We start from the raw sequence: 24,118 nt of genomic DNA, 5'->3' as shown, positions 1-24,118 counted from the left end.
TTTCGACGCGTTATCGCGATAATTTCGCCTCGATTATTGCGCGTCTTGTTGTGAATTCGATTAACAGAACCGGGGTTCAGACTTCCATGCCCCAAACGAAACACGCGCTCGAGCGGCAACTATGGCCATCGAGCGCGTGGTTTTCACGGGCCGGAGCCCGGCATATCGATCGTATTGCCAGCGATATCAGGCAGCGCAGGTGCAGGAATTCGCTTCACGCGCCGCCCGACGTCCGGCCAGCCACTTGCGAAGCAGGCGCATCACCGGGAAGCGACGCGAGACTTCGCGTTCCAGTTCGGCCTCGGCCGTCTCGTCCGCAGACACCCAGTAACGGCGGCCCGGCTCGACAGCCAGACGCTGACCCGGCGTGAGCCAGTAATCGCGCGGATCGCCGGCTCGCGTCACCCAGACCGACGAGCCACGCGCGACGAGCGTATGCTCATGGTGCAGATCGAGCGTGATCACTTCGCCCGGGCGAAGACCGTAGAAGTACTGAACCTTTGTCAAATTGTTTTGCATTTTACGACCCCCACTCAGTGCGAGACAATGACTGAATCATAGGGACTGGCAGGCGCCGTACCAAACGACATATTTTCACGGCCTTGCGAATAAAGCTCACATGGATCTTCGGAGACTTCCCAACCTTAGCGCCTTGCGCGCCTTCGAGGCGGCTGCCCGCCTGGAGAGCTTTTCCCGTGCGGCGGAAGAACTGTTCGTCACGCACGGCGCGATCAGCCATCAGATTCGTGCGCTGGAGCAGGAGTTGGGCACCACGCTGTTCACCCGCAATGGCAAGCGCATCAGCATCACGCCAGCAGGGCGTCAGTACGCCGCGTCGATCCGGGCTGCCCTCACCGACATTGCCCAAGCCACGCGCAAGCTGCAAGCGGGCACACGCAGCGAGCGGCGTCTGGTGCTCACCACCATGCCGTCGTTCGCCAGCCGCTGGCTGACGCCGCGCATCGGCCGCTTCATCGACCGTCATCCGGAACTGGAAGTGGAGTTGCGATGCAGCGCGCAGCTCACCGATTTCGAGCGCGACGACGTCGACATCGCCCTGCGCATGGGCAAAGGCAACTGGCCGGGGCTGCACATCGAGAAGGTGCTCGACGACGTCTTTTTCCCCGCGTGCAGTCCGTCATACAACGACGGCAAGCTGCCGCAGACCGCCGACGAATTTCGCCAAAGCACGCTGCTGCGCTCGCAAGATGAGCCGTGGGCCCCGTGGTTCGCGTCCGCAGGCTTCGATATCCCGGAGCCGATGCAAGGGATGATGTACGAGGATTCCGGCATGCTCTCGCAGGCGGCCATCGTCGGTCAGGGGGTGGCGCTGGTGCGTCGTTCGCTCGCGGTCGGCGACATCATGGCGGGACGCCTCGTGCGGCTGTCCGACGTCGATACGCCTTGCGAATGGGATTACTTCTTCGTGTGTCCGCTGGCCGTGCTGGAGACGAAACGCGTACAGGCGTTCAGAGCGTGGTTTCTGGAGGAAGTGGCGGCGTTCGAGCTGGTGAAGGACACACGGCAGCGTCCGACGAAGCCGAGCCGTGCTGCGCTGGCGGCGGGGATGGCCGCGACGGCTGGGGAGATGGCGACGGATGCGCAACTGGGTCTCGACCCCGCGAAGCTGCCCGACGACGGGGCACCGACGCACGCCTGATCGATCCGGGGATCGGGAGACTGAAGACGCGCGCCCGAGGCGAACTCAGGCGCGCATCGATACTACGTCGCTTACAGCACCACCTTCACCATCGGATGCGACGTCAGCTTGCGGTAGATGTCGTCGAGGTGCGCCTGCGAATGCGCGCGCACCGTGACGGTCAGACCGAGATACTTGCCCGTGCTGGACGGACGCATTTCCATCGTCGCCGCGTCGAACTGCGCATCGAACTCGCGCAGCAACTCCGCGATGGCCTGCGCAAAACCGTCCTGCGCATGCCCCATCACCTTGATGGGGAAGTCGCACGGAAACTCGATCAGGCTCTTCTTCTCTTCCGTCATAGTGCCTCCTTGGCGCGTTGATACGCCGCATAAAGCGCGCGGAAGACAGGGCCCGGCTTGCCGTCGCCCACCGGCTTGCCGTCGAGCGTGACGACCGCCAGCACTTCCTTCGTGGCAGACGTGATCAGCAGTTCGTCGGCGTCGCGCACTTCCGCTTCGCTCACCGCACGCTCCTCGAACGCAATCCCGCATTCCTGCGCGAACGATTCGAGCGCGCCGTAGCGGATACCTTCGAGAATTCGATTATCGCGCTGCGGCGCGGCCATTGCACCGCGTTTGATCACCCACACGTTGCTCGACGACGCTTCCGTCAGCAACCCGTCGCGGAACTGAATCGTCTCCTGCACTTCGTGATCGGCCGCGTATTGCGCCATCAGCACGTTGCCCAACAGCGACGTCGACTTGATGTGGCAGTTCAACCAGCGACGGTCTTCATGCGTGACCGCGCCGACGCCCTGCTCCACCTTCTCGCGGCTCGGCAGCGTAAGCGGCGTGGCGATGCCGAACACGGTCGGCGTGATGTCCTTCGGGAACGTGTGCTGACGCGGCGCGACACCGCGCGTGACCTGCACGTAGACGCTGTGCGGATCGGCCGGGCACGTGGCCGACAGGCGCGCGAAGAGCGCTTCCCATTCGGCACGCGTGTACGGGTTCGCGATGCGGATTTCCGCGAGACTGCGCTCAAGGCGGTCGAGATGCTGCGCGAGACGGAACGGCTTGCCGTGATAGACCGGCACGACTTCGTAGATCCCGTCCCCGAAGAGGAAACCTCGATCGAGGACGGAAATCTTCGCGTCGGCAAGCGCAATCAGTTCGCCATTGAGCCAGACGGTGGGGTTGTTCATGATGCGGTCGGCTTCCCGGTTACTTCTTGACGAACATCAGACGCAGGGCGTCCCATGCACGGCCGATGAAGCTGGCCTGCGCCACGTCGGCCAGCGCCACGACCGGGAATTCGGCCAGCTGCTTGCCATCTGCCATGACCTTGACGGTGCCGACTTGCGCGCCGTTGGCGATCGGTGCGATCAGCGGCTCACGCAGTTCGAGCTGCGGCTTGATCTTGTCGGCCATGCCCTTCGGCACGGTGATGAAGGTGTCCTTCTTCACGCCGATCTTCAGTTCGCTGTCCTTGCCCTTCCAGACCTTGGGCGTAGCCACGACCTGATTCGCGCCGTACACGCGCAGCGTGTCGAAGTTCTGATAGCCGTAGTTCAGGGCCGAGAGGCTGTCCTGCACGCGCGCGCGCTCGGTCGGCTCACCCACGACCACCGACAACACGCGGCGGTTCACGCCGGCGGCACCCGGCAACGGGCGCGACGCCGTCGACACGAGGCAGTAACCCGCTTCCTTCGTGTGGCCCGTCTTCAGGCCATCCACCGTCGGATCGAGCGACAGCAGACGGTTGCGGTTCGGCTGGCGGATGTTGTTGTACGTGAAGCTCTTCTCCGAGTAGATCTTGTAGTACTCGGGGAAGTCCTGAATCATGTGCGTCGACAGCGTGGCGATGTCGGCCACCGTCGTGTAGTGCTGCGGGTCGGTCAGACCGTCGACGTTCGTGTAATGGGTGTTCTTCAGGCCCATGCGCTGTGCAGCACGGTTCATCAGCTCGACGAAGCCCGGCTGCGAGCCGCCGACGAGTTCGGCGAGTGCGATGGAGGCGTCGTTACCCGACTGGATGATCATGCCCGAGACCAGATCGCGCACCGAGACCGGCTTGCCGGCTTCGATGAACATGCGCGATTCGTCGCGACCCACCTTGCGAACCGACTCGCCCGGAATGACGGTCTGGTCCATCGAGATGCGCTTGTCGCGCAGGGCTTCGAAGACCAGATACGTCGTCATGATCTTCGTGAGCGAGGCCGGCTCTACGCGGGCATCCGGATCACCTGCGGCGAGCACCTGACCGCTGGTGACGTCGACAATCGTCCACGCCTTGGCCGACATCGGCGGCGGCGGAATCTGTTGAGCACGGGCGGGAAGCGTAGCAAGCGAGCCACAAGCGACAATCGCCGCGGCGGCGGCGGCACGGGACAGCGAAGCGTTGAATTTCATTGGCGATGAGAAAAACGAAGTGAGCGAAGCAAAACTCAGAGGCATCTGCGCTTGAAGGCACCGTGCAACCCACGCTTTGGCGAGCGCGGCACGGCGAAGAAGACGGCGGCACCGGAGCACCGGAGCCATGCCGTTCTGGGAAATAGACCCGACACGGCACGACAAGGTTCAGAGGCGAATTATACCCGTCGCCATTCGACGTCCCCAGCGAAGCAGGTCGCTGTCAGACGAAACGGCCCGAAATTCGGGCCAGATGTATCAATGACGCCACGCATCGACCACGATCTGTTTCAACAGCGGTAACAGACCGTGGAAAAAGTGTTCGCCGCCGGGGATTACCACGACGGGCAAGGTTTGCGGACGCGCCCAGTCCAGCACCGATTGCAGCGGCACCGTATCGTCCTTCTCGCCGTGGATGACGAGCGTGTCGGCCGGCACGGTCGCCACGTCCCAGTTGCTCGCGGCCGTGCCGACGAACACCAGACGTTGTGCCGGCGTGGCCGCGGCTTCGAGCGCTTTGGCCACGTGCGAGAGCACGAACGTGCCGAACGAGAAACCGGCGAGTGCTAGCGGCGGCGTTTCCCAGCCCGGTTGCTGACGCATCCAGGTAATGACGGCCATCAGATCGTCGCGCTCGCCGATGCCCTTGTCGTGCTCGCCTTCGCTCTTGCCCACGCCACGGAAGTTCGGACGCACTACGGCGTAACCGAGCTGGACGAAAGCACGCGCGAGCGTTTGCGCCACCTTGTTGTCGAGCGAGCCGCCGAACAGCGGATGCGGGTGGGCGACGAGGGTGATGCCGCGCAGATTTTCCGGCCCACCGGCCGGACGATCGATAGCGATTTCGATGGCGCCGACCGGGCCGTCGATGGTGAAGCGTTCAGTCTGAGCGTTCATGAGCGAAGTAGGTCTGGAGTGCGAGGCCGACGCTGCGTCGACAAGGCGGCAGTTCGGTCGATCAGTCGATCAACAGGCGCTCGACGATCTCGCCTTGCGCCAGATGCTTCTCGACGATTTCGTCGATATCGGTCTCGTCGATGTACGTGTACCAGGTCCCTTCGGGATAGATCACGACGACCGGCCCCAGCTCGCAACGGTCCAGGCATCCGGCCTTGTTCACCCGCACCTGACCGGGACCGGCCAGACCGAGTTGCTTGACCTTCTTCTTGGCGTATTCCTGCATCGACTGCGCATTGCAGTTCGCGCACGACGGACGGTCGGCACCTGCTTCGCGCTGGTTGAGACAGAAGAACACGTGATGCTTGTAGTACTGCGACTGGGTGGTGGCCATGTCGGTGCTTTTATGTGGGGGAATTGGCAACGTTACGACGTGTTGCGGGCATTCTAACCGACCTGCTTAAGGCTTGCGGACGGCCCCGGCGGGCGCACGCAGCGCCCGGCACCGACGAGATGAGGAAATGCAGATTCCGGGACACCCGGACACAGGTCAGCGAAGACGCCGTTGCACTGCCATGAACAAGGCGCAGAAGGCGGCCAGACACGCGAAGCCGAAGAACACGTTCACGCACGAAAGCACCAGCGCTTGTTGCGACGCGAGACTGCCCACCCACGCCGACGCCATGTGTGCCGCCGTCGTCGCGTCGACACTCGCACCGAACGTCTGCTGCGCCTGCGAGACGGCTGCGTTGTAGGCAGGGTTGAGCGGTGTCATCGCAGGCGTGAGTTGATGCATGAAGACGGCCTGACGGTCTTGCATCAGCACCGCCATCACGGAGACCGACATCGAACTCACCAACTGACGCACGATGTTCTTCGTCTGATAGCCATGCTGAAAGACGTACTCGTCCATGCCGCGAAACGTCAGCTCGGCAATCGGAATCATCGCGAACACACCGCCCAGGCCGCTCAGCACCATCGGCAGAATCAGCCACCGACTCGACACGCCCTGATAGCTCTGCGACAGCAAGAACGCGTAGCCGAGCAGGCACAGATAGCCGAGCAGCACGAACGGTTTGAGCTTCACGAACTTCGGGCGCGCGATCGTGTAAATCACGGCCACGACGAGACTCGTCACCGACGCCACCGCTTGCAGATACCCCGTGTGCTCGACACTCCAGTTCAGCCCCTGCTGCATGTAGATCGGGAACAGATAGGACGTCGAATACGAGAAGAAGTAGTACACCGCGTACCCGCCCAGCCCGAGCACATACACGGGATTGCGCACGAGCACGCGAAAGTCGATCAGTGGCTTGTGATGCGAATACTGATGCCACATATAGCCGATGGCGCAGATCGCACCGACCAGACAGAGTTCGAGCAGATGCAACGGGTTGGAGAAGAAATCGAAGCGCGAGCGTTGCATCATCACTTCGACGAGCAGCACACCCACCGCGAAGAACACGATGCCGCGCATTTCGAACTCGCCTTCGTCACGCAGACGTTCACGAAAGTCCGGAATGACGAGCCACGACGCCAGCGCCCCGGCGAGTGCAATCGGCACCATGATGAGAAACACCGACGACCACAGGAAATGATCGACGAGATAGCTCGCGAGCAGCGGTGCGGAGATTTGCGCACCGAAGAAGCCGTAGGTGAAGAACAACAGCGCGCGCAGTCGCAGCTCGGGGGCAAAGCACAGATTGATCAGAATACGACTCGCCGTGAACAGCGATCCGGCGCCCAGCCCGAGCACGAAGCGCGCGGCGGCAAGCTCCACCGGGTTGTGCGCCATGCCGCACAGCCATGCGCCGAACGCCATGAGCGTGAGTGCACCAGTCAGAAACCCGCGATAACCGAGTCGCGACGCGAGCCAGCGTTGCTTGAGGATGACGAGAATGCCTGCGACGGCGTAAAGCGTGGAGACGAAGGCGTACTCTTCCGGGGCTGCGCCGACGCCGCCCGCGATATGCGACGACGCGAACACGAACATGCCGTTCTCCAGCATCTCGATGCCAGTGGCCGCCGCGATCACGGCCATCAGCACGCGCTGCCGTGTCTTGTGCGCAAACACCAATCCCCAGGTACTCATCTTCGCCTCCCCAATGAAAACCGCCCGGGATCTGCCTGTAGATGCCGGGCGGTCGTGACGCACCAAGTCTCAGTACGCCTTACATGAGAGTTTAGAAGTCAGGGGCTGCCTCACCAATGGGCAGACGGCCAATACGCTATTTCCAATTTGGAAACAATGAACTGGGGAAATCGGGCGAAAACGCTTGCCTGACGGGGCTTGGCGGGCATCTCACCCTTCCGTCGGGAGCGTCGGCGCGCCCTCAAAAACGCCGGAATTCCGGGCGCGCTCCGGCGTCAGTCCCGCTTACCGACGCTACGCGCCGGACCACGATGGCTCGGATCGAACATCGCCAGCAGGTAGATCAGCACGAGATACGGCCATGTCCACGCGAGCCAGCGCGCCAGCACGTTGAAGTGCACGTACTGGCCCTGACGCCACGACTGAAGCGCCGCCTCATAGTACGGATTCGCTGGAAGAAGATTGACGAAGACGAGCAGGACGACCAGCGCCGCCAGCGCCACAGCGCCTCGCAGAAAGCGCGGCCCGCGCCCTGCTACCGTCAGCACGAGCGAGCCGATGATCAATCCGTAAATCGCGCCTGCCGTCACCCAGTCGAACGCCTGCGCGGGCGAGAACTGCCACGCCGCCGCGATGGCCTTGATCGCGAAGGCGCTGATGAACATCGCGCACAGCAGCGGCACACGCGGTGCCGTGCGGCGCATGGCCAGCGTCGCGAGCATTCCCGCGAGAATCGTGCCGCTGGCGGTCACGACCGTCTCCCACAGGGCGTGGCTCGCGACGGCATCCAGCGCCGACAGATAGTCCTGCAATTCCCCGAGCTTCGGCACCCAGTCGAGGACCAGATCGGTGATATCCGGGTCCTGCCAGAGCCAGATTTGCCGGACAAGGTCGCCGTCGCCAAAGAGAAATTGCTGCGGATACGCCTGCGCCCACGGCCACAGCGCCAGCAACACGAGCAGCAGGCTCGCATGACGCTCGAACCACGCGAAGCGCAAATGGCGGAGCCATCCGCGATCGAGCAAGGGACTGGTGAGGGGCACGGCAATCGCACCGCCAATGAGGGCGCCCAGCGCATTCGTCGCGAGATCGACATTCGACGCCACGCGCGTGGGCAGATACGTCTGCAACGCCTCCATGCCGCACGAGAGCAATGTGCCCAGCACGAACGCGGCGAGCACCGCACGCGTGCCGCGCCATGCCGGATGCAACGCCAACACAGTCAGCACACCCAGCGGGATGTAGCCCAGCACGTTGGTGACGACATCGAACGTCGTCATCCAGCGGGGCAGCGGTGCGAACAGGTAGTCGAACGGCCCGACCGGCGCCCGCTGAAACTCAAACGGATAGAGGCTGGCGTAGGCCATCAGCAGGATCAGGCACAGCAGCGCCTGACGCGTAAGCGGAGAAGCGCGTCGTTGCCAGGGTTTGACTTCGTGCTCGGGCATCGGCGAGACGACCCGCTATCGCGACGGCGCCGAAGCGCTCGCCGGCGACGAACCTGCGGAAGAAGCGGGGGAAGAAGCGGGGGAAGAAGCAGCGGGCAACGCACGCGACTGCGCGGGCGCACGCGTTGTTGCCGAAGGTGCCGGGACACGTCCGGCAAGCCACTGGATCAACTGCTTCTGCACCGCATCGCTCGCGGTGGCCAGTGCACGCGCACCACCGGCAGCATCCGCTGTGGGGGCAGGTGCCTGCGAACGCAACGTCGTCTGTGCGAGCAGCTTTGGCCCGTCGAACAACGTCGCACGGACCTGCACTACGCCATGGCTGGCCGACGTGCTGTCGAAGTACTGCGCGAACTCCTCAAGCTCGACACGCAGCGCCGGGGCCGCCGCCGGGTCGCCAGCGGCGAGCACCACACGGTCGACGGACAGCGCTGCACGCAGTCGATCGCCAAAGAGCCGTGCGGGCGACGCGAGCCAGCGGCTGTTCGCATACACACGCGCCTGATCGCCTTCGCTGGCGGGCAACCGGTAATAAATCATGTCCGAGTCGAGCCAGCTCGGCGCGTTGACCACAATCTTGAGCGGCGACAATTGCTGCGCACCGGCGGCCGCGACGTCCGAGGCGGGCGCGTTGGCACCGGCTGCACCATTCGTTCCGTTCACACCGGTCACCGCCGATGCAGGAATCGTTGGCGGACCAAGGTCGAACCGCGCGAGCGCACCCGAGGGTGCCGGTGCGGCACATCCGGCGACCAGCACCGCAGTCCCCAGCGCAGCCCCAAGACCGAACAGCCACGTGACGAAACCGCCCTTACCGTTATTCATCTCGATATCCCCTTGCATGACGGTGTCGCGCATCATTGACCTGCCCCTGCCCCATTCGGCCACGCGAAGCCGGCTTCCCCCGGCCCCGGCGGCGGCGGCGACGTGCCGAAGAGCAAGGCGCGCGGATTGCGGTTGATCGTCTCTGCGGCCTGCCCCACCGCCTGCGACGTGAAGCGCAGATCGTCCGACAGGCGATTCAGACGCGGCAGCGCCTCCTGTTGCAGCGAACCTTCAAACGTCTGCATCGTGCCCTGGAACGCCGCCATGCTCGATGCCGCCTGATCCGCCGCCCGCCCCACGCTATCCAGATTACGCACGAGCGGTCCCTGCGGATCGGTCAGTTGATTCGTCAGACGATGTGCGCCGGCGAGCGTGCCGTTCAACTCGCGCACGGTCTCCGGCAGTTGCTTCGTCACCGGTTCGAGTTGCGTCGCCACACGGTTCACGCTCTGGGCGGCGGTCTTCACGCTATTGATCGAATCGACGATCGCCTGCCGATTCTCGGGGTCGAGCAACTTGTTGACCGACGACGTCGCTTCCTCAAGCTGATGGACGAGGTTGTTGCCGCGCCGCTGAAGCTCGTCGACGAAGCTCGGGCGCAGGCGCAACTGCGCGACATGCGTCTCGGAGGACGACAGCAGCGTGCGGTCGTGCCCGTCGTCGTCGAGTTGCACGAAGGCCAGCCCCGTCACGCCCTGATAACTGAGCGTGGCGAACGTCGACTTGGTCATCGGCGTGCCTTCGTTCACGAGAATGCGAATCAGGATCTGCCCCGGCGTGCGGGGATCGAACTTGATCGACTCGACTTTGCCCACACCCAGACCGCGATAACGCACGGCCGATTCTGGATTGAGGCCGGTCACGTTGGTGCGCGAGACCAGGTCGTAGGGCACACGGACACGGTTGTCGCGATTGAACCAGTACACCGAAGCGGCGACAGTGGCGAGCAATACCAGCGTGAAGAGGCCCGCCATGAAAGCGTGCGATTTATTTTCCATCGTCGAGTAACTCCGAAATCTTGGCGCGCCGTGCCGCAGGCAAAGCCAGCAACGCGCGTCTACCGCGCTCACCGAGGAAGAAGCTGTGAATGAACGGGTGATCGACACGCACCACGTCTTCGACCGGCGCGTTCACGAGCACCTTGCGATCCGCCAGCACCGCCACACGGGTCGCGAGCATCATCACCGTGTCGAGATCGTGGGTGACCATCACGACCGTCAGTCCCAGCGATCGGTGCAGGCCGCGCACCATGTCCACGAACTCGTCCGACGCCTGCGGGTCGAGCCCGGCGGTCGGTTCGTCGAGGAACAGCAGCTCCGGCTCCAGTGCGATGGCGCGCGCAATGCCGACACGTTTGATCATGCCGCCCGACAATTCCGACGGCATGCGATTAGCCATACGTCCCGACAACCCGACCATCTCCAACTTGTACATCACCACATCGCGAATCAAATCTTCCGAGAGCGTATGCAGTTCCCGCAGCGGTTGCGCGATGTTGTCGAACACCGTCATCGCGGAGAACAGCGCACCGCGCTGAAACAACATGCCCGAGCGACGACGCAACAGATGCGCCGTGCGCCGGTCGATCATGGTGATGTCGTGTCCGAAGATGCTGATATGCCCGCTGGTCGGCCCTTCGAGACCGATGATCTGCCGTATCAAGGTAGTCTTGCCCGATCCCGATCCGCCCACCAGCGCAATGATCTCGCTTTGACGCACAGTGAGATTCAGATGCTCGTGAATCGTGTGTGTGCCGTAGCGTTTCGTGAGATCGCGAACTTCGATGACCGGCTCGGCTTCGCCAGGCAACGTCGACGACACCGGCGGGCACCCGGCCGACGCACCGAACAGCACGTCGCTCTGAACCGGCGGCGGCGAGACCGCAGCGGTGTTGGCAGGATCGCGCACGATAGGTTCGCTCATCAGCCGATCCCCACGTTACGGAAGAGGATAGCGAAGACGGCATCGGCCAGAATCACCACGGTGATCGACGTGACCACCGACTGTGTCGTGCCCTCGCCAAGGCTCTGTGTGTTGGGTTTGACGCGCATGCCGAAGTGGCACGCCACCAGTGCAATCAGCATGCCGAACACAACGCCCTTCCCCAAACCGATCCACAAGTTCGCGATGCGAACCGCGTTGGGCAGCGTCGTGAAGAAATAGTGCAGTCCGATGCCGAGTTCGTACTTCGCTGCGATGGCACCACCGAGCAGCGCCACGATATTCGTCCACATGACGAGCAACGGCATGGCGATGGCCAGCGCAATGACCTTCGGCAGCACGAGTCGCAAGCCGTGCGGGATGTCCATCACGCGCATGGCATCCAGTTCTTCGGTCACGCGCATCACACCCAGTTGCGCCGTGATCGCCGATCCTGAGCGCCCTGCGACGAGAATCGCGGAAAGCACCGGCCCCAACTCCCGGATCACCGATAGACCGAGAATGTTCACGATAAACGTACTTGCCCCATACAACTTCAGTTGCTGGGCCGACAGATAGGACAGAACGATGCCGATCAGGAACGCGACCATCGCCGTGATGCCGAGTGCCTTCGCCCCGGCACTGTATATATTCGCGGACATCTCCAGCCATGGCGCGCGCGACGGATGGCGAACGACACGCCCGAGGTCGATCACGAATCGACCGAACATCGAGATGCCGTCGCGCAGATGCTCGCCCAGCGTGAACAGCGAATAGCCCAGTTGACTGACGGGGTCGATGCGGCGCTTGGGCACCGGGCTCTGACGCGTGCGGTCGAATTCGGCAAGGTGATCGAACAGCGCGCGCTGCGTGGCGGTCAACGCGATACGTTGGGGGTACTTGCGCTGCCAGTAGCGCCAAAGGGCTTGCGCGCCCACGTGATCGAGGCGCTCCACACAAGTGAGATCCCACGCCAGTTCGCCGTGCGGCAACGCACGCACCAGCCCGATGAGCGTTTTCTTGCGTTGTGAAAGCGCCAAGGCCGTCCACAGGCCACGCAGCATGACCACCGGGCCTTGCGCCGAGGTGGTCAGCTCGAGAGTGGGTACGGCATCGAGGTTCAAAACTGAGGATCTCCTGACAACAGACGCGCCGGAATCCGGCGTGTATCCAGCAAAAGGCGCAGCAACGGGCGCGGCAAAACGCGGTCATTGTACGGTACAGGCGCGGCCATACGATGGCAACCCGGCGGCGGCTGAAAACCTGCCGGAATTGTCCGATGCGCGCCTCGGATGATGCCGAAATAGGGCCTTCGACGCAGGACAGGCCGGCGCAGCGCCAACCTCGCCGCTACAATAGCAGCCATGAATAACGCCGCACCCTCTTCGCCCAGCGCTCCGCTCGACGCCACGGCTTCCGGTTCGCCGGAAAGCCGCTCCGGCGCGAGTGCAACGTCCGCCCACGACACCGCCGCGCGTCGGCTCGACGGTGAGCGCATCCGCTCGCGTCTGGCGGCGGTTTGCCGCGACTGGCAGATCGAAGTCGTCGACACCACGGGTTCCACCAATCTCGACCTGCTCGCACGCCTTCGCGAAGACGCAACGTGCGCACCGGTCGTGCGCGCCGCCATGCATCAGACCGCCGGTCGCGGCCAGCGCGGGCGTGCATGGCAAAGCTTGCCGGGCGACAGCCTGACGTTCTCTCTGGCCTATGTAATGTCCGGCGGTCCGGCACAACTGGCCGGACTGTCGCTGGCAACGGGCGTCGCCGTCGTGGAGGGATTGTCGGATCTGCCGGTATCCGCCCCGCAGGCGCTCGGGCTCAAATGGCCCAACGACGTCCTGCTGCGCGGCGGCAAGCTCGCAGGCATTCTGATCGAGACGGTCCCGGCAGGCCCGGGACGCATCGGCGTCGTCATCGGCATTGGCGTCAATCTTCGTCATGCAGGCGACGTGGCGACACGCATCGACAGTGCGGCTGTTCAGAGTGCAACGGCGACAGTGCCCAATACCGCCACGCAAGCGGTCCCGGCCACACCGCCCGCTGCGCTCGAATCGGTCCTCGTGGATCCTGATATGTCGTCGGTCCTCATTGCCTTGGTCCAACGACTGGCGGCCATGCTCGCGCGTTTCGATGCGCAACGCTTCGACGCGTTCCGCGAAGACTGGGAAGCGATGCATGCCTACGGTGGATCATCGATTCGTGTGATCGAACACGGACGCGACGTGTTGCACGGTGTCGCACTCGGTGTCGATTCGCAAGGCTGCCTGCGTGTGGCAACGAACGAAGGTGAGCGTACGATCGCCAGCGGCGAAGTCTCGGTACGCTTGCTCGACCCGTCTACCGCAACGAAGCTTCCCGGAACGCAGGGAGACCGCTGATGTCCGCGCCCCGTAGACCGTCACCGGCATCACCACGATCCGCAAGCCTGCTGGGCACAGACGGCACGCCTGTCGCGACGAACAGTGGCGTCAACGACAATGCCGCCCCGTGGCTGCTGGTCGACGCCGGCAACAGCCGCATCAAGTGGGCGTTGGCACCGGCTGCGCGACCGGCACATTGGCGCGCCGCATCGCCGTCTTTCCTCGCCAGCGGCGCGGTCGATCACGCCGAGTGGCGCACGCTGGCCACCCAAATTCGCGCTGGCTGGTCGGCACTTGCCGCCGATGCGTCTACGACATCGGATGCCGACGGCAGGCACTTCGCTCCCAACGCTGCGCCGCTCGCCATCGGGCAGGGCGGGCAGCACGACGGATTCATCTGCCCGGCGCCCGCCGGCGTCTGGCTCACCAATGTCGCGGGCGATGCCGCCGAACAGGCCGTGCGCATGACGTTGCAGACGCTGTGGGGCATGGCGTCGGCCGACTGGCTTCAGGTGCTGCGCGCGAGCGACGCTCGCGCAGGTGTGCGTAATGGCTATCACACGCCGTCGCAGCTCGGGAGCGACCGCTGGGCCAGCCTGATCGGTGCGCACGCCGCGTGGCCGGGAGAACACCTCCTGATCGTGACGTTGGGTACCGCCACGACCGTCGAGGCGTTGCGCGGCGACGGCGACTATCTCGGCGGGTTGATCGCCCCGGGCCCCGCGCTGATGCTGCAATCGCTCGCTCAGGGCACCGCGCAGCTGCCAACGCTCGACGCCACGATGCCTTCGGGTGGTCAGGCATTCGCACGCAGCACGACCGAGGCCATTCTTCGCGGCTGCGCTGCCGCGCAGGCTGGTCTCGTCGAACGCAGCTACGCACAGCTCGAGGCACAGCTCGGCGCGCCCGTGCGCTGCGTGCTTTCCGGCGGTGCGCGTCATGCACTCGCACAAACGCTTACGCTGCCATTTACCGAGCACGATCAGCTCGTGCCGGCAGGACTCTACGAAGTCGCGTTAAACGCGGCAGAATCGTCGGCGGCAAAAGCTACCGAGACCCATACCCCGGCAGAAGCACCACTCGACGCCGGACAAGCACGAGGAGGCGTCTGAGATGTTGCGCGCGTTGTTGCTCGTCATGTTTCTCGCCGCAAACGCGGCACTTGCGGCCGTGCAACTGGGCTGGCTGAAATGGCGTGACGTGCTGCCGGAAACCGGCCGCGAACCGGCCCGCGTCAAGACACAACTCGACCCCACTCACATTCGCCTGACGGGCGCAAACATCAGTGGTGGGACACTGGTGCGTGCGTCGTCGGTGACGGCCGAAGCACCGGACAGTGCAAGCGGAAGTACCGCGCCTTCCGACGGCACCGCAGCGTCTGCGGCCGCATCGGCGGCGAGTCAAGCCGTGGCGGCCGCTGCGCCAAGCGTCGTCGCCAGCGACGCGAGCGCGTCTCAGGCGGCCGCAGCCGCCGCCTCGTCTTCCTGCCTCGATATCGGACCGTTTGCCGCAAACGACGCGCAACAAGCGCGCGGTCTGTTGCTCGCCGCGCTACCCGCCGGTCAGGGCGACATTCAGTCGGTCGCCGTCGACAAACGCTACTGGGTGCATCTCGACCCGGTGCCGAACAAGGCCGCCGCTGATAAGCAGGTGGCGCAATTGCGCTCGGCAGGCGTAACCGAATACTTCCTGCTCAACGACGAGGGTTCGAATATCGTCGTCTCGCTCGGGCTGTTCAACGACAAGGACCGGGCGACACGTCTGATGGCGACCGCACAGAAGAAAGGCCTGACGCCGCAATTGAGCGAGAGGCCGAATGCGAAGAGCCGGATCATCTATCGCATTGCCGGTATCAACGCGAACGCGGCAACGCAGGTGCGTGGCGTCGTCACGCAGCAGTGGTCAGCACAACTGGTGAAAGCATGCCCCGCACCAGCGGGAAGCCCGCCGGTCGGGGTGCATTAGCAAACATCCGCACGCATCCTGCGAATCGGCAGTAATTCACGAGGATGCGAGGAAATCTGCGGGCGTTAGTGGGTGCGGTGGCGAGCGCCGCCCGCCGTTCGCCAAGACTTCAGCTCACCCGCTTCAAGTCGACGACCGGCCGTACAACGCCGGTTTGCGTACCACGCGCGTTCTTGACCACAGGCGACACCCACGGGGCAAGACCGGTGGCTTCCGGCGCATCGACGAGGCCCAGTGCTTTGAGGACCGCCACCGCTGCGGTGTAGAGCGCACGCATGTTGCCGTCGACCACCTTGATGGCGATGCCCAGGCCAGCGGAGCGAACACCGATGGTCTGCACACCGTCCGCGCCGATTTTTGCCACCCAGTCACCGGGCGCCATGCGCATGAAGGCGAGGTCGTTGCGCGCGGTGCCCGACACCATCTCCGGCTGCTGCGTCATCGCGTCGAACAGCGTCGAGAGCGCCGCATCGTCACTCGCCGCGAGACGCGCGTAGGCCGCCGCGAGCTTGTCGAGCGGCAGCGCGTAGTTCGGCGCGGAGCAACCATCGATGCCCAGCGGCAGCGCATCGCCTGCAACACCGACAACGTCGCCCACACGGGCGCGAATGCGCTGCTGCAACGGGTGCGAGGGATCGAGATAGGTATCGAGGGGCAAACCGTGTTGTGCGCAATACGCGAGGAAGCCCGCGTGTTTGCCCGAGCAGTTGTGGTGCAGCGGCGTCGGCTTCAGATCGGCCGGTGCACGCTTGCCGGTGGCGGAATAGAACGTCGGCACGTGGCATCCGCACTGCAAATGATGTTCGTCGCACCCCGCTTTGCTCAACAGGCTTTTCACGCCCTCGACGTGAAACGACTCGCCGGAATGGCTCGCACACAGCAGCGCCAGCTCGGGTTGCGTCAAACCAAAGTGAGCCACGCCATCGCCTTCCACGAAGGGCAGCGCCTGAAACGGCTTTAGCGTGGAGCGCGAGAACGTGAGGAACGACGGATCGCCTGCGGCATAGCGCAAGCGCCCTTGCGCGTCGACGACAGCGACCGAACCGTAATGGATGCATTCGACGGTGTCGACACCGTTGGCACCACGCGTGACTTCAACGAGCGGAGCGAGACTCATGATTGCGCTCGCACTTTCTTGAGCAGCGACGTCGTCGAGCGCTGATGTTCGAACGGAATCGCCAACGCCTTGCCGCCCCAGCCGCGCACCAGCGTAGACTCGGGCAACTTGTCCATGTCGTAATCGCCGCCCTTCACCAGAATGTCGGGCTGCACCGCTGCGATCAGCGCTTCGGGGGTCGTCTCACCAAACGTCACCACGTAATCGACGCTTTGCAACGCCGCGAGCAGGGCCGCCCGGTCGTTCTCATTGTTAATGGGCCGGTCGTCGCCCTTGCCGAGGGTGCGCACCGAGGCGTCGGTATTCACGCCGACGATCAGGCATCCGCCGAGCGCGCGTGCTTGCGCCAGATAGGTCACATGACCGCGATGCAGAATGTCGAAGACGCCATTGGTGAACACCAGCGGGCGCGGCAGCGTCGGTGCGAGCGCCGCAAGCGCTTCGCGCGAGAGGATCTTGGCCTCGAAATCGGCCGGAGGAATGACTTGGGGAGTGGACATGACGCTCGATCGAAGTGGACGCGCTATTCGCGAAGATGGCCGCTATTGTCCCACGAGCGGCTTTGCGAGGGTCGACGATGCCGAACGTTCGGCGACACGGGTCCGCACGCAGATGCGCCGCGCAAAAGCAAAAAGGGGCCGAAGCCCCTTTCTTGCTGATACAGCGAAGTTCGCCTGCGAAACAGCTTACGCAGACGCCGCGACCGGTGCCGGTGCGGTCACGGCCGCGAGGCGGACCGTGATTTCCTTGCGGTAGCGGTTCAGGTCCTGCGCCGTCGCGAACGTGCGCTCGAACAGCAGCGACATGTTGTGCAGAATGCGCTCGACCACCTTCTTTTCCCAGCTGTCGTCGAACTTGATTTGCTCGTCGAGCCAGTGTTCGAGCCATTCCGGCTCAGGCAGACGCGACTGCACCGTATCGTTCGGGAACAGTTCCTTGTTCACGTGCAGATTGGTCGGGTGCAGCGGCTTTTCCGTGCGACGCGCCGCAGCCATCAACACGCCGATCTTCGCGAACGCAGCACGTGCGTTATCGCCGAAGGTCGTCATGGCCTTCTTCATGTAGCGCAGGTAAGCGCCGCCATGACGCGCTTCGTCGCGCGAAATGACTTCGTAGATGTGCTTGATGACCGGCTCGGTGTGCCATTCGGCAGCACGGCGATACCAGTGGTTCAGACGGATTTCACCGCAGAAGTGCAGCATCAGCGTCTCGAGCGGCGGTGCCGGATCGAACGGGAAACGCACAGCGTGCAGTTCGGCTTCGGTCGGCACGAGTTCCGGGCGGAAGCGGCGCAGGTACTCCATGAGCACCAGCGAGTGCTTCTGCTCTTCGAAGAACCACACGCTCATGAATGCGGAGAAATCGCTGTCGTCACGGTTGTCGCGCAGGAACATCTCGGTCGCGGGCAGCGCCGCCCATTCCGTGATGGCATTCATCTTGATGGTGCGCGCCTGATCGTCGGTGAGTTGGCTAGCGTCGAATTTGTCCCACGGAATGTCCTTCTCCATGTTCCAACGCACTGCCTCCAGCGACTTGTACAGTTCGGGATACAGCATTTCGGTCATTTCAATTACCCCCAAGGTCGCGAGACCTTACACCAGGACTCAAGATAGTATTGTGAAAGTTTACGCCGAATTTCGACAGACAAAACGGTGAGCGGGTCTCGGTCGGCCCCCGCCGTCCGGTTCCACGTCTTGAACCCTGCCGTCGCGAAAGGACGGCGATTTCACGCCTGTTATCTGGCCGCATCCTGGCAAAATGGCTTAGAGCGACCCTACTAAAATATGGGCAAACTCTTGAATCATAACATAATTCTCCTTAATTACCGTGACGTTTGACACTCACGTGACGGTAATGCGTCGTAATTTTGACGCCTGTCAAATTGTCACGCAAACCTCCTAAGCTGAGGGAGCGAGAGACTTCCCAACACGCACCTCCTGATAGACGGTTGCATGCAGTCAATGCTTACCCTGCCCCGGTCGTCCGGCGGGCGATTTCAGGTGACGCGTCAGGGTATGTCCTTGTGCCACGGGCCTGCGCAGGCGGCGTCCCATGGTCTACGCTGGAAGCAATCGTTCCGAATTTGCGACGACACCACCTCAGCATCATGTCAGGCTGGCCCGGCAATCGCCGTTCGCCCCGCCTCACTTTGAGGATAGTTCTCAGTCGCAATTACGCAACACGTACGACGGGCAGACGCACCGGCTGAACGAGCCGGGCGCCGCCAATGGGCCTACCGACTCGACTGAATCCTTGATCCCTTCACCGATAGGGAGCCGAGCATGGCACTTCAGACACTTCGGGCAAACCGGGTACGCACCGTTCGTCGTCCCGACTTTGCCGCCTGGTTGCGCACCGCCTGCTTTTTGATGGCCGTGGCGGCAGCGCCCAGCGCCCTGGCGTTCGACGCCGGGCAACTCGCCTCGCGGGAAATCCCGTCCGCGCATCTCGTCGGTCAGGGCTCGTTCTCGCGAATGGGCTTCCACCTTTACGACGCCGCCCTCTTCTCTGGCTCGAATCAACTCAGCGCCAACTGGAGTACGCATCCGCTCGTGCTCGACGTGCGCTACGCGCGAAGTTTCAAGTCCCACACGCTCGTACAGCGCAGCCTCATCGAAATGAGCAAGCTGCAAGTCGGGACCGACGCCGAGCGCCAGCACTGGGCCGAAGAACTCGCGCGCATCTTGCCGGACGTCTCCGCGGGACAACACCTCACGGGTGTCTTCCGGCCGGGTGACGGCACGCGCTTCTTCTCGGACGGCAAGCTCATCGGCCAGATCGCAGGCGACGCCTTCGGACGCGCCTTCTTCGCCATCTGGCTGGACCCGCGCACCAGCGCGCCCGACCTTCGCGCGGAACTGATCAGCGACGCCCGCTGAGCCCGCGCCCGGACACGCGTGCTTATCGTGCATATCGTGCCTATGGACATCGATCACGCCGCCGCACTCACGCGCCTGACCCACTACTTCGAGACGTTGACTCGCCAGAGCGTCGGGAATCTGGGGGAGTTCTACACCCCCAACGTCTACGTCAAGACACCGCTGCACGAAGTGCGCAGCGCCGCCGAGGTTGCCTCGCTCCTCACGCATCTGTTCGAGCGCCTCGACGTGCCTCGCTTCGAAGTGACGGCGCAGTTGCTTCAGCACAATCAGGCGTTACTCGTCTGGAACCTCCACTTTCACGCCAAACGCTGGCTCGACGACGAACAGGTCATCCATGGCGCGTCGCATCTTCGGCTCGCACTCGACGGTCGCGTCGCCTACCAGCGCGACTATTGGGATGCGACTGAAGACGTCTATCTGAAGCTCCCCTTTGTGGGACGACTGATACGTTGGCTGCGCGAACGCATGTTTCTTTGAGCCGCCATCGCCCGGCAAAGAGCAGTTTTCTTCAATACACCGCGCAAGCCCCCACCTACAGTCGGAACCTCACACGCGCCGTCATCTGGCGGACGTGATTTGTGCACTCGTTTGCCATGAGGATTCCGATGACCGTCTTCTATTCGATGGCCGCGTTCGCGCTGGCGGCCTCCATCACGCCCGGCCCCGTCAACGTCGTGGCGCTCGGCTCGGGCGCGCGCTACGGGCTGATGCCGAGCCTGCGTCACGTGACGGGTGCGACCGTCGGCTTCGTTGCGCTGCTCGTCGCCGTGGGTTTCGGCGTGTACGAACTACTGCAGCGCTTGCCGGTGCTCCTGCACGCGATCCAATGGTTCGGCGTGGCTTTCCTGCTGTACATGGCGTACAAACTCGCCGTCGACAACGGCGAACTCGGCGACCCCGACACACAACGCGGCCCGACCCTGTCGCACGGCGCTGTCATGCAGTGGCTCAACCCGAAGGCGTGGCTTGCGGCACTCGCGGGCATGGGCGCTTACACGGGCGGCGACCCTACACGCATCTGGCAATTCGCCGCGATCTACTTCGTCGTGTGCTGGTTGTCGGTCGGATGCTGGGCGGCGGCGGGCGCGATGCTGCGGCATCACATGCGAGATCCGAAGCGAGTGCGACGTCTCAATCGCGTGATGGCCGTGCTGCTGGCGGGAAGTGCGGCGTATCTGGTCGCGGCGGGATGATGCCGTGGGATGACGCTCAGGCCACACGCGGCTCGCGATAGTGCCCGGGTGTCGCGGCGAGGAACTGCTTGAAGGTCCGCTGGAAATGCGCCTGATCGGCAAAACCGGCATCAAGCGCGACTTCAGCGATGGCGTGGCCGCGCCGCAGACGCGCCCGCGCATACTGAATGCGCTGGTTCATCAGAAACGCGTGCGGCGTGAGGCCGAACTGCGCACGGAATGCCCGCGTGAGATACGACGCCGACAAGCCCGCCGCCTCGCTTATCTGCGCGAGCGTCAGCGCTTCGCAGCAATGCGCGCGAATGAAGTCGGCGGCGGCGTGCAGCTTGTGCGAGTCGTCGCGCATCGGCTTCGGCGCGGGATTCAACCGCTCGTGCACATCGATGAAGAACTGCTGCACGACGCTCTCGCGCTCCAGTCGATCGCGCGACGCATCGGTGCAAACGTCGTAAAGCCGGTTCAGTCCGTCATACAGCACGACGTCGGTCGACGACATCGGATCGAAAAGATGCAGATCCTGCCCGTGCGCGAACCCCAGCTCGCGTTGCAGATCGCGCAACCACGCCGTGTCCACGAACAGCATGCGATAGGCCCAGGCTTCGTCGCCAATGGGATTACAGGCGTGCACCGCGTCGGGATTCATCACGACGACGCTGCCGCGCCCCACCGTCTCGCGTGCGTGCCCGTTCAGATAGGTACTGCGACCGCCCGTCACCGCGCCGATGGAGAACGTCTCGTGACTATGCAACGCGTAGCACACGCGGCGTCCGTCGAGCACTTCGCGCGCTTCGAGAAACGGCAACGCCGGGTCGCGCCAGAACGTCGACGGGTATGGACACTTGACAGCGGGACATGCGTCAGTAGAACGGGACGATTTCGACATAACCGCGACTCAGTGAAGACGCCAATGATAGCCGTACTGCGCCCCGGACCTCATGCCGCAGGCTTCCCGGTATCCGCCACGGTGTCGGGATCGATCGACAGCGGCGAATTGGCCGGTGGCTCGGCACCGCCGACCGCACCCGCCTCGACGTCGTCGAGCGGGCTCGTGCCATCGGCTTCGGCCACGAGCCACGCGGCAATCGCGTCGCGCTGCGCGTACGCATCCGCTTCGCCAAGCGCAATCAACTCCTGCGTGTAGGACGACTCGAACAGCAAGTAACTCGCAAACGCCGCACCGCGCTCGGCATCCGCACCGATCGCGCCCAGCATCGTGCGAACCGCCCGCGGCAGTTGTTTCAGATGCCGCGCCGCAATCGGCTCCAGACGCTGACTCGGCGAAATCAGCAGCGTCTCGATGGGACGCCATCCGCTCGATTCGCGCTGCGCCTCCGGCACGTAGCGCAGCACGTTGTTGATGTGTTGCAGACGCTCCAGATCCGCCGACAATCCGTCGATGAACACGCTCGCCAGCGCCTGCCCGCCGATCTGCGCAAGGCTCGGATAACCGCCGATACGCTCGCCACTGCTATCGAGTCCGTACTGTCCGTGCGACGCCCCGATGATCAGCACGCGCGAGGCCCCCAGGTGAATCGGCGGACTGAGCGGCGCAATCTGACGCATCGACCCGTCGCCGAAGTACTCGGGCTGGCCGTCGAGATCGAGTTCGATGGCCGGAAAGAGGAACGGGATCGCGCTCGACGCGAGCAGGTGCTCGACCGTCAGCGGCACGGCGCGTGCGAGCCGTAACGAGCGCTTCCACGCCTGAATCGGCTCGGCGCTTTGATAAAAGGTGACGTGTTTGCCCGAGGAGTACGACAGCGCAGTGACCGACAGGGCTTCGAGCGCTCCGGAGGCGAAGACGTCCGGCAAACGGTCGAGACGAATGGCCTGGCGCAGCATGTCGGCCAGCGGCGACCAGTCGAACAGCGAGCGCGGCGAGCGGCGCAGCGCCCAGCCGAGGGAGATGGCGGCGAGCCAACGCGCCCCCGTGCCCGCCATGCCCAGCGAATCCGCGCGAAACACCTGACCTGCGTGGAACTGACGCCAGACGGCGTCGAGTTTCATGACGCCGTGCTGGAAATCGTCTGCATGCGAAGCGAGTGCTGCGGCGTTGATTGCGCCCGCCGACGTCCCGCAGACAATCGGAAACGGGATCGCCCGCCGCGACGGCAGGACCTCGCGTTGTATCGCAGCAATCGCCGCGAGCACGCCGACCTGATACGCGGCGCGTGCGCCTCCGCCCATCAGGACGAGACCGGTACGTTCGCCTGAGATCATGGGGGGCCTCCTCTGCCTTCGCTGTCGTTATTCTTCCCCCGCCGTCAGCCGTCCGAGCCTGCGACCGAAGTCGCGCGCCCTACCACTTCCAGGCGGATTGTTTCCCGGTGCTGCCCGATGCACGGCCCTTGGCCGAAACCTGCGCCGGGGTGTCGCCCTCGGCCTTTGCCGACAACGTGCGCCCCGTAGATTTCGCGGATGTTTTGGCGGATGTCTTGGCCGACGTCTTCGCCGCAGCGGATTTAGCAGGCGTCTTCTTGCTGGCCGGCGCGCGTTTGGTTGCCGTCTTGGCCGCCGTCTTCGTTCCCGGCGCGGCGCGCTTGGTCGCCGTGCCTGACGTGCCCGACGCCTTCGCTGCGTCCTTCGCCGCGCCCGACGCCTTCGTGCCCGCCGAGCCCGCCGTAGCCTTCGTCGCCTTGGCTGCCGCGTCGGACATTTGCGCCGCCGCAGCTTCGGTCATCTGTGCAGCCGAAACGCCTGCCGCCTGCGCAGCAGCGGCGATCTGATCGAACTGCGCACGCATGGCGTTGAACCACATCGACGGGTCCAGCGCGCCGTAGGCGCTGCTCGCCTGCCCAAACGGCGACGCCGACGCACCGGCGTCATTTTCTGAACTGGACTCAGGTGCAGCCTCCGGCTCGACTTGCGGCTCAGGTTCTGGCGCACTCGCCTGCGGTTCCGGTTCGACGTCCTGCGCCGGCTCGGCAGCCGCAAACGGCGAGCGCCAGAGGTTGGCGGCGGCCGCCTGTCCGAACGGGGATGCGCCGGTGTCGGCGGCGCCGCTGTCCGTCGTGCCCGTCGCACTAAAGCTGCCCGTGCCGAACGCGCGCAGCGTCGCATACGTGGCGCGCTGCACTTCGAAGGCCTGAATCGTCGAGCGCAGCACGTTCAGATTGAGCGTGAGCCACTGTTCCACCGCACGCATCTCGGCGATGCGATTTTCGATTTCGTTGGGATCGAGCAACGGCGCGGCGCTTTGCATCAACTGCGTCAGCGGCGAGGTGAATGTCGCGGGCGGACTGAACGCCTCCCACATCTTCTTGAGAATGTCGAAGCCGTTAGGCATGGCACTCGTCGAATCGCTCATTACAGTCTCCAGTCGGGCACGAACGGCAGGTGAAGCACACAGGGCGTATGGCTATC

Annotated in this window: 25 protein-coding genes; 7 read left to right on the top strand and 18 right to left on the bottom strand. The window is 64.0% G+C overall.

Annotated features, from left to right (window positions below; translation table 11 throughout):
• Positions 1-186 precede the first annotated feature (186 nt).
• A complete protein-coding gene (locus PAQ31011_RS08085) occupies positions 187-519 on the bottom strand; it encodes a DUF2917 domain-containing protein (RefSeq protein WP_150575328.1) in 333 nt (110 codons plus the stop codon).
• A gap of 100 nt (positions 520-619) precedes the next feature.
• Between PAQ31011_RS08085 and PAQ31011_RS08080 the strand changes: the two genes are divergently transcribed.
• Positions 620-1,660: a transcriptional regulator GcvA gene (locus PAQ31011_RS08080; protein WP_150575327.1), complete on the top strand. Its 1,041-nt coding sequence runs from the start codon at positions 620-622 to the stop codon at positions 1,658-1,660.
• Between the two features lie 71 nt (positions 1,661-1,731).
• Here the strand turns inward: PAQ31011_RS08080 and PAQ31011_RS08075 are convergent, their stop codons facing one another.
• From PAQ31011_RS08075 to PAQ31011_RS08025, 11 genes are all read right to left on the bottom strand, one after another.
• Entirely contained in the window at positions 1,732-2,001 is a 270-nt protein-coding gene (locus PAQ31011_RS08075; RefSeq protein WP_150575326.1) for an HP0495 family protein, read from the bottom strand.
• Entirely contained in the window at positions 1,998-2,846 is an 849-nt protein-coding gene (locus PAQ31011_RS08070; RefSeq protein WP_150575325.1) for a D-amino acid aminotransferase, read from the bottom strand. The genes PAQ31011_RS08075 and PAQ31011_RS08070 overlap by 4 nt, the downstream gene beginning before the upstream one ends.
• A 19-nt stretch (positions 2,847-2,865) precedes the next feature.
• The gene (locus PAQ31011_RS08065; RefSeq protein WP_425495093.1) at positions 2,866-4,182 is read right to left on the bottom strand and encodes a D-alanyl-D-alanine carboxypeptidase family protein; all 1,317 of its coding nucleotides are present in this window, start codon (positions 4,180-4,182) and stop codon (positions 2,866-2,868) included.
• A gap of 129 nt (positions 4,183-4,311) precedes the next feature.
• A complete protein-coding gene (locus tag PAQ31011_RS08060; RefSeq protein WP_150575323.1) occupies positions 4,312-4,950 on the bottom strand; it encodes an alpha/beta hydrolase in 639 nt (212 codons plus the stop codon).
• Positions 4,951-5,011: 61 nt separating this feature from the next.
• A complete protein-coding gene (locus tag PAQ31011_RS08055; protein ID WP_039395291.1) occupies positions 5,012-5,344 on the bottom strand; it encodes a (2Fe-2S) ferredoxin domain-containing protein in 333 nt (110 codons plus the stop codon).
• Between the two features lie 156 nt (positions 5,345-5,500).
• The gene (locus tag PAQ31011_RS08050; RefSeq protein WP_150575322.1) at positions 5,501-7,042 is read right to left on the bottom strand and encodes an MFS transporter; all 1,542 of its coding nucleotides are present in this window, start codon (positions 7,040-7,042) and stop codon (positions 5,501-5,503) included.
• A gap of 275 nt (positions 7,043-7,317) precedes the next feature.
• The gene (locus PAQ31011_RS08045) at positions 7,318-8,490 is read right to left on the bottom strand and encodes a VanZ family protein (protein WP_150575321.1); all 1,173 of its coding nucleotides are present in this window, start codon (positions 8,488-8,490) and stop codon (positions 7,318-7,320) included.
• Between the two features lie 15 nt (positions 8,491-8,505).
• Complete coding sequence (locus PAQ31011_RS08040; RefSeq protein ID WP_246179441.1) at positions 8,506-9,351, bottom strand: ABC-type transport auxiliary lipoprotein family protein; 846 nt, start codon at positions 9,349-9,351, stop codon at positions 8,506-8,508.
• A complete protein-coding gene (locus tag PAQ31011_RS08035; RefSeq protein WP_150575320.1) occupies positions 9,348-10,313 on the bottom strand; it encodes an MlaD family protein in 966 nt (321 codons plus the stop codon). The genes PAQ31011_RS08040 and PAQ31011_RS08035 overlap by 4 nt, the downstream gene beginning before the upstream one ends.
• The gene (locus PAQ31011_RS08030) at positions 10,303-11,238 is read right to left on the bottom strand and encodes an ABC transporter ATP-binding protein (protein ID WP_246179440.1); all 936 of its coding nucleotides are present in this window, start codon (positions 11,236-11,238) and stop codon (positions 10,303-10,305) included. The genes PAQ31011_RS08035 and PAQ31011_RS08030 overlap by 11 nt, the downstream gene beginning before the upstream one ends.
• The gene (locus PAQ31011_RS08025) at positions 11,238-12,359 is read right to left on the bottom strand and encodes an MlaE family ABC transporter permease (protein ID WP_425495092.1); all 1,122 of its coding nucleotides are present in this window, start codon (positions 12,357-12,359) and stop codon (positions 11,238-11,240) included. The genes PAQ31011_RS08030 and PAQ31011_RS08025 overlap by 1 nt, the downstream gene beginning before the upstream one ends.
• 240 nt (positions 12,360-12,599) lie before the next feature.
• On the opposite strand from PAQ31011_RS08025, the gene PAQ31011_RS08020 reads away from it, so the two are divergent.
• The 3 genes from PAQ31011_RS08020 to PAQ31011_RS08010 are packed head-to-tail and all read left to right on the top strand — an operon-like array spanning position 12,600 to position 15,563.
• A complete protein-coding gene (locus tag PAQ31011_RS08020; RefSeq protein WP_150575319.1) occupies positions 12,600-13,616 on the top strand; it encodes a biotin--[acetyl-CoA-carboxylase] ligase in 1,017 nt (338 codons plus the stop codon).
• Positions 13,616-14,710, top strand: a complete 1,095-nt coding sequence (locus tag PAQ31011_RS08015) for a type III pantothenate kinase (RefSeq protein WP_150575318.1) — start codon at positions 13,616-13,618, stop codon at positions 14,708-14,710. The genes PAQ31011_RS08020 and PAQ31011_RS08015 overlap by 1 nt, the downstream gene beginning before the upstream one ends.
• A gap of 1 nt (position 14,711) precedes the next feature.
• Positions 14,712-15,563, top strand: a complete 852-nt coding sequence (locus tag PAQ31011_RS08010) for an SPOR domain-containing protein (protein ID WP_150575317.1) — start codon at positions 14,712-14,714, stop codon at positions 15,561-15,563.
• A gap of 109 nt (positions 15,564-15,672) precedes the next feature.
• On the opposite strand, the gene PAQ31011_RS08005 is transcribed toward PAQ31011_RS08010, so the two are convergent.
• The 3 genes from PAQ31011_RS08005 to PAQ31011_RS07995 form a co-directional block, all read right to left on the bottom strand.
• Positions 15,673-16,680, bottom strand: a complete 1,008-nt coding sequence (locus tag PAQ31011_RS08005; protein WP_150575316.1) for an asparaginase — start codon at positions 16,678-16,680, stop codon at positions 15,673-15,675.
• Positions 16,677-17,180: a D-glycero-beta-D-manno-heptose 1-phosphate adenylyltransferase gene (gene rfaE2, locus PAQ31011_RS08000; RefSeq protein WP_150575315.1), complete on the bottom strand. Its 504-nt coding sequence runs from the start codon at positions 17,178-17,180 to the stop codon at positions 16,677-16,679. Before rfaE2 ends, PAQ31011_RS08005 begins: the two co-directional genes overlap by 4 nt.
• A gap of 186 nt (positions 17,181-17,366) precedes the next feature.
• On the bottom strand, positions 17,367-18,236 hold the full coding sequence (locus PAQ31011_RS07995) for a ferritin family protein (protein ID WP_174984604.1): 870 nt from the start codon (positions 18,234-18,236) through the stop codon (positions 17,367-17,369).
• A gap of 726 nt (positions 18,237-18,962) precedes the next feature.
• Here PAQ31011_RS07995 and PAQ31011_RS07990 point away from each other — a divergent pair.
• The 3 genes from PAQ31011_RS07990 to PAQ31011_RS07980 all read left to right on the top strand — a co-directional run bounded on the left by PAQ31011_RS07990 (position 18,963) and on the right by PAQ31011_RS07980 (position 20,755).
• On the top strand, positions 18,963-19,559 hold the full coding sequence (locus PAQ31011_RS07990; RefSeq protein WP_150575314.1) for a chalcone isomerase family protein: 597 nt from the start codon (positions 18,963-18,965) through the stop codon (positions 19,557-19,559).
• A gap of 27 nt (positions 19,560-19,586) precedes the next feature.
• A complete protein-coding gene (locus PAQ31011_RS07985) occupies positions 19,587-20,039 on the top strand; it encodes a nuclear transport factor 2 family protein (RefSeq protein WP_150575313.1) in 453 nt (150 codons plus the stop codon).
• Between the two features lie 128 nt (positions 20,040-20,167).
• Positions 20,168-20,755 carry a LysE family translocator gene (locus PAQ31011_RS07980; RefSeq protein WP_150575312.1) on the top strand — a complete coding sequence of 196 codons (588 nt, stop codon included), beginning with the start codon at positions 20,168-20,170 and terminating at the stop codon, positions 20,753-20,755.
• Between the two features lie 16 nt (positions 20,756-20,771).
• On the opposite strand, the gene PAQ31011_RS07975 is transcribed toward PAQ31011_RS07980, so the two are convergent.
• The 3 genes from PAQ31011_RS07975 to PAQ31011_RS07965 form a co-directional block, all read right to left on the bottom strand.
• Positions 20,772-21,638: an AraC family transcriptional regulator gene (locus tag PAQ31011_RS07975; protein WP_150575311.1), complete on the bottom strand. Its 867-nt coding sequence runs from the start codon at positions 21,636-21,638 to the stop codon at positions 20,772-20,774.
• Positions 21,639-21,688: 50 nt separating this feature from the next.
• Positions 21,689-22,975, bottom strand: coding sequence for a patatin-like phospholipase family protein (locus tag PAQ31011_RS07970; RefSeq protein ID WP_150575310.1), 1,287 nt, complete (start codon positions 22,973-22,975; stop codon positions 21,689-21,691).
• A 79-nt stretch (positions 22,976-23,054) separates the two neighbouring features.
• Positions 23,055-24,062 carry a PhaM family polyhydroxyalkanoate granule multifunctional regulatory protein gene (locus tag PAQ31011_RS07965; RefSeq protein ID WP_150575309.1) on the bottom strand — a complete coding sequence of 336 codons (1,008 nt, stop codon included), beginning with the start codon at positions 24,060-24,062 and terminating at the stop codon, positions 23,055-23,057.
• Positions 24,063-24,118: the final 56 nt, after the last annotated feature.

This window comes from Pandoraea aquatica (genome assembly GCF_902459565.1).
Lineage (GTDB): Bacteria > Pseudomonadota > Gammaproteobacteria > Burkholderiales > Burkholderiaceae > Pandoraea > Pandoraea aquatica.
Note: the sequence above shows the minus strand (reverse complement) of the source record. Positions and strands in the feature narration are given on the sequence as shown.

Excerpts from the sequence above, each read along its gene's own strand:
- PAQ31011_RS08085 (WP_150575328.1), bottom strand. The coding sequence starts at position 519 with ATGCAAAACAATTTGACAAAGGTTCAGTACTTCTACGGTCTTCGCCCG.
- PAQ31011_RS07970 (WP_150575310.1), bottom strand. The coding sequence starts at position 22,975 with ATGATCTCAGGCGAACGTACCGGTCTCGTCCTGATGGGCGGAGGCGCA.
- PAQ31011_RS07995 (WP_174984604.1), bottom strand. The coding sequence starts at position 18,236 with ATGCTGTATCCCGAACTGTACAAGTCGCTGGAGGCAGTGCGTTGGAAC.
- PAQ31011_RS08055 (WP_039395291.1), bottom strand. The coding sequence starts at position 5,344 with ATGGCCACCACCCAGTCGCAGTACTACAAGCATCACGTGTTCTTCTGT.
- PAQ31011_RS08045 (WP_150575321.1), bottom strand. The coding sequence starts at position 8,490 with ATGCCCGAGCACGAAGTCAAACCCTGGCAACGACGCGCTTCTCCGCTT.
- PAQ31011_RS08060 (WP_150575323.1), bottom strand. The coding sequence starts at position 4,950 with ATGAACGCTCAGACTGAACGCTTCACCATCGACGGCCCGGTCGGCGCC.
- PAQ31011_RS08075 (WP_150575326.1), bottom strand. The coding sequence starts at position 2,001 with ATGACGGAAGAGAAGAAGAGCCTGATCGAGTTTCCGTGCGACTTCCCC.
- rfaE2 (WP_150575315.1), bottom strand. The coding sequence starts at position 17,180 with ATGTCCACTCCCCAAGTCATTCCTCCGGCCGATTTCGAGGCCAAGATC.
- PAQ31011_RS08010 (WP_150575317.1), top strand. The coding sequence starts at position 14,712 with ATGTTGCGCGCGTTGTTGCTCGTCATGTTTCTCGCCGCAAACGCGGCA.
- PAQ31011_RS08070 (WP_150575325.1), bottom strand. The coding sequence starts at position 2,846 with ATGAACAACCCCACCGTCTGGCTCAATGGCGAACTGATTGCGCTTGCC.
- PAQ31011_RS07980 (WP_150575312.1), top strand. The coding sequence starts at position 20,168 with ATGACCGTCTTCTATTCGATGGCCGCGTTCGCGCTGGCGGCCTCCATC.
- PAQ31011_RS07965 (WP_150575309.1), bottom strand. The coding sequence starts at position 24,062 with ATGAGCGATTCGACGAGTGCCATGCCTAACGGCTTCGACATTCTCAAG.
- PAQ31011_RS08065 (WP_425495093.1), bottom strand. The coding sequence starts at position 4,182 with ATGGCTCCGGTGCTCCGGTGCCGCCGTCTTCTTCGCCGTGCCGCGCTC.
- PAQ31011_RS08030 (WP_246179440.1), bottom strand. The coding sequence starts at position 11,238 with ATGAGCGAACCTATCGTGCGCGATCCTGCCAACACCGCTGCGGTCTCG.
- PAQ31011_RS07990 (WP_150575314.1), top strand. The coding sequence starts at position 18,963 with ATGGCACTTCAGACACTTCGGGCAAACCGGGTACGCACCGTTCGTCGT.
- PAQ31011_RS08040 (WP_246179441.1), bottom strand. The coding sequence starts at position 9,351 with ATGATGCGCGACACCGTCATGCAAGGGGATATCGAGATGAATAACGGT.
- PAQ31011_RS07975 (WP_150575311.1), bottom strand. The coding sequence starts at position 21,638 with ATGTCGAAATCGTCCCGTTCTACTGACGCATGTCCCGCTGTCAAGTGT.
- PAQ31011_RS08080 (WP_150575327.1), top strand. The coding sequence starts at position 620 with ATGGATCTTCGGAGACTTCCCAACCTTAGCGCCTTGCGCGCCTTCGAG.
- PAQ31011_RS08015 (WP_150575318.1), top strand. The coding sequence starts at position 13,616 with ATGTCCGCGCCCCGTAGACCGTCACCGGCATCACCACGATCCGCAAGC.
- PAQ31011_RS08020 (WP_150575319.1), top strand. The coding sequence starts at position 12,600 with ATGAATAACGCCGCACCCTCTTCGCCCAGCGCTCCGCTCGACGCCACG.
- PAQ31011_RS08005 (WP_150575316.1), bottom strand. The coding sequence starts at position 16,680 with ATGAGTCTCGCTCCGCTCGTTGAAGTCACGCGTGGTGCCAACGGTGTC.
- PAQ31011_RS08035 (WP_150575320.1), bottom strand. The coding sequence starts at position 10,313 with ATGGAAAATAAATCGCACGCTTTCATGGCGGGCCTCTTCACGCTGGTA.
- PAQ31011_RS08050 (WP_150575322.1), bottom strand. The coding sequence starts at position 7,042 with ATGAGTACCTGGGGATTGGTGTTTGCGCACAAGACACGGCAGCGCGTG.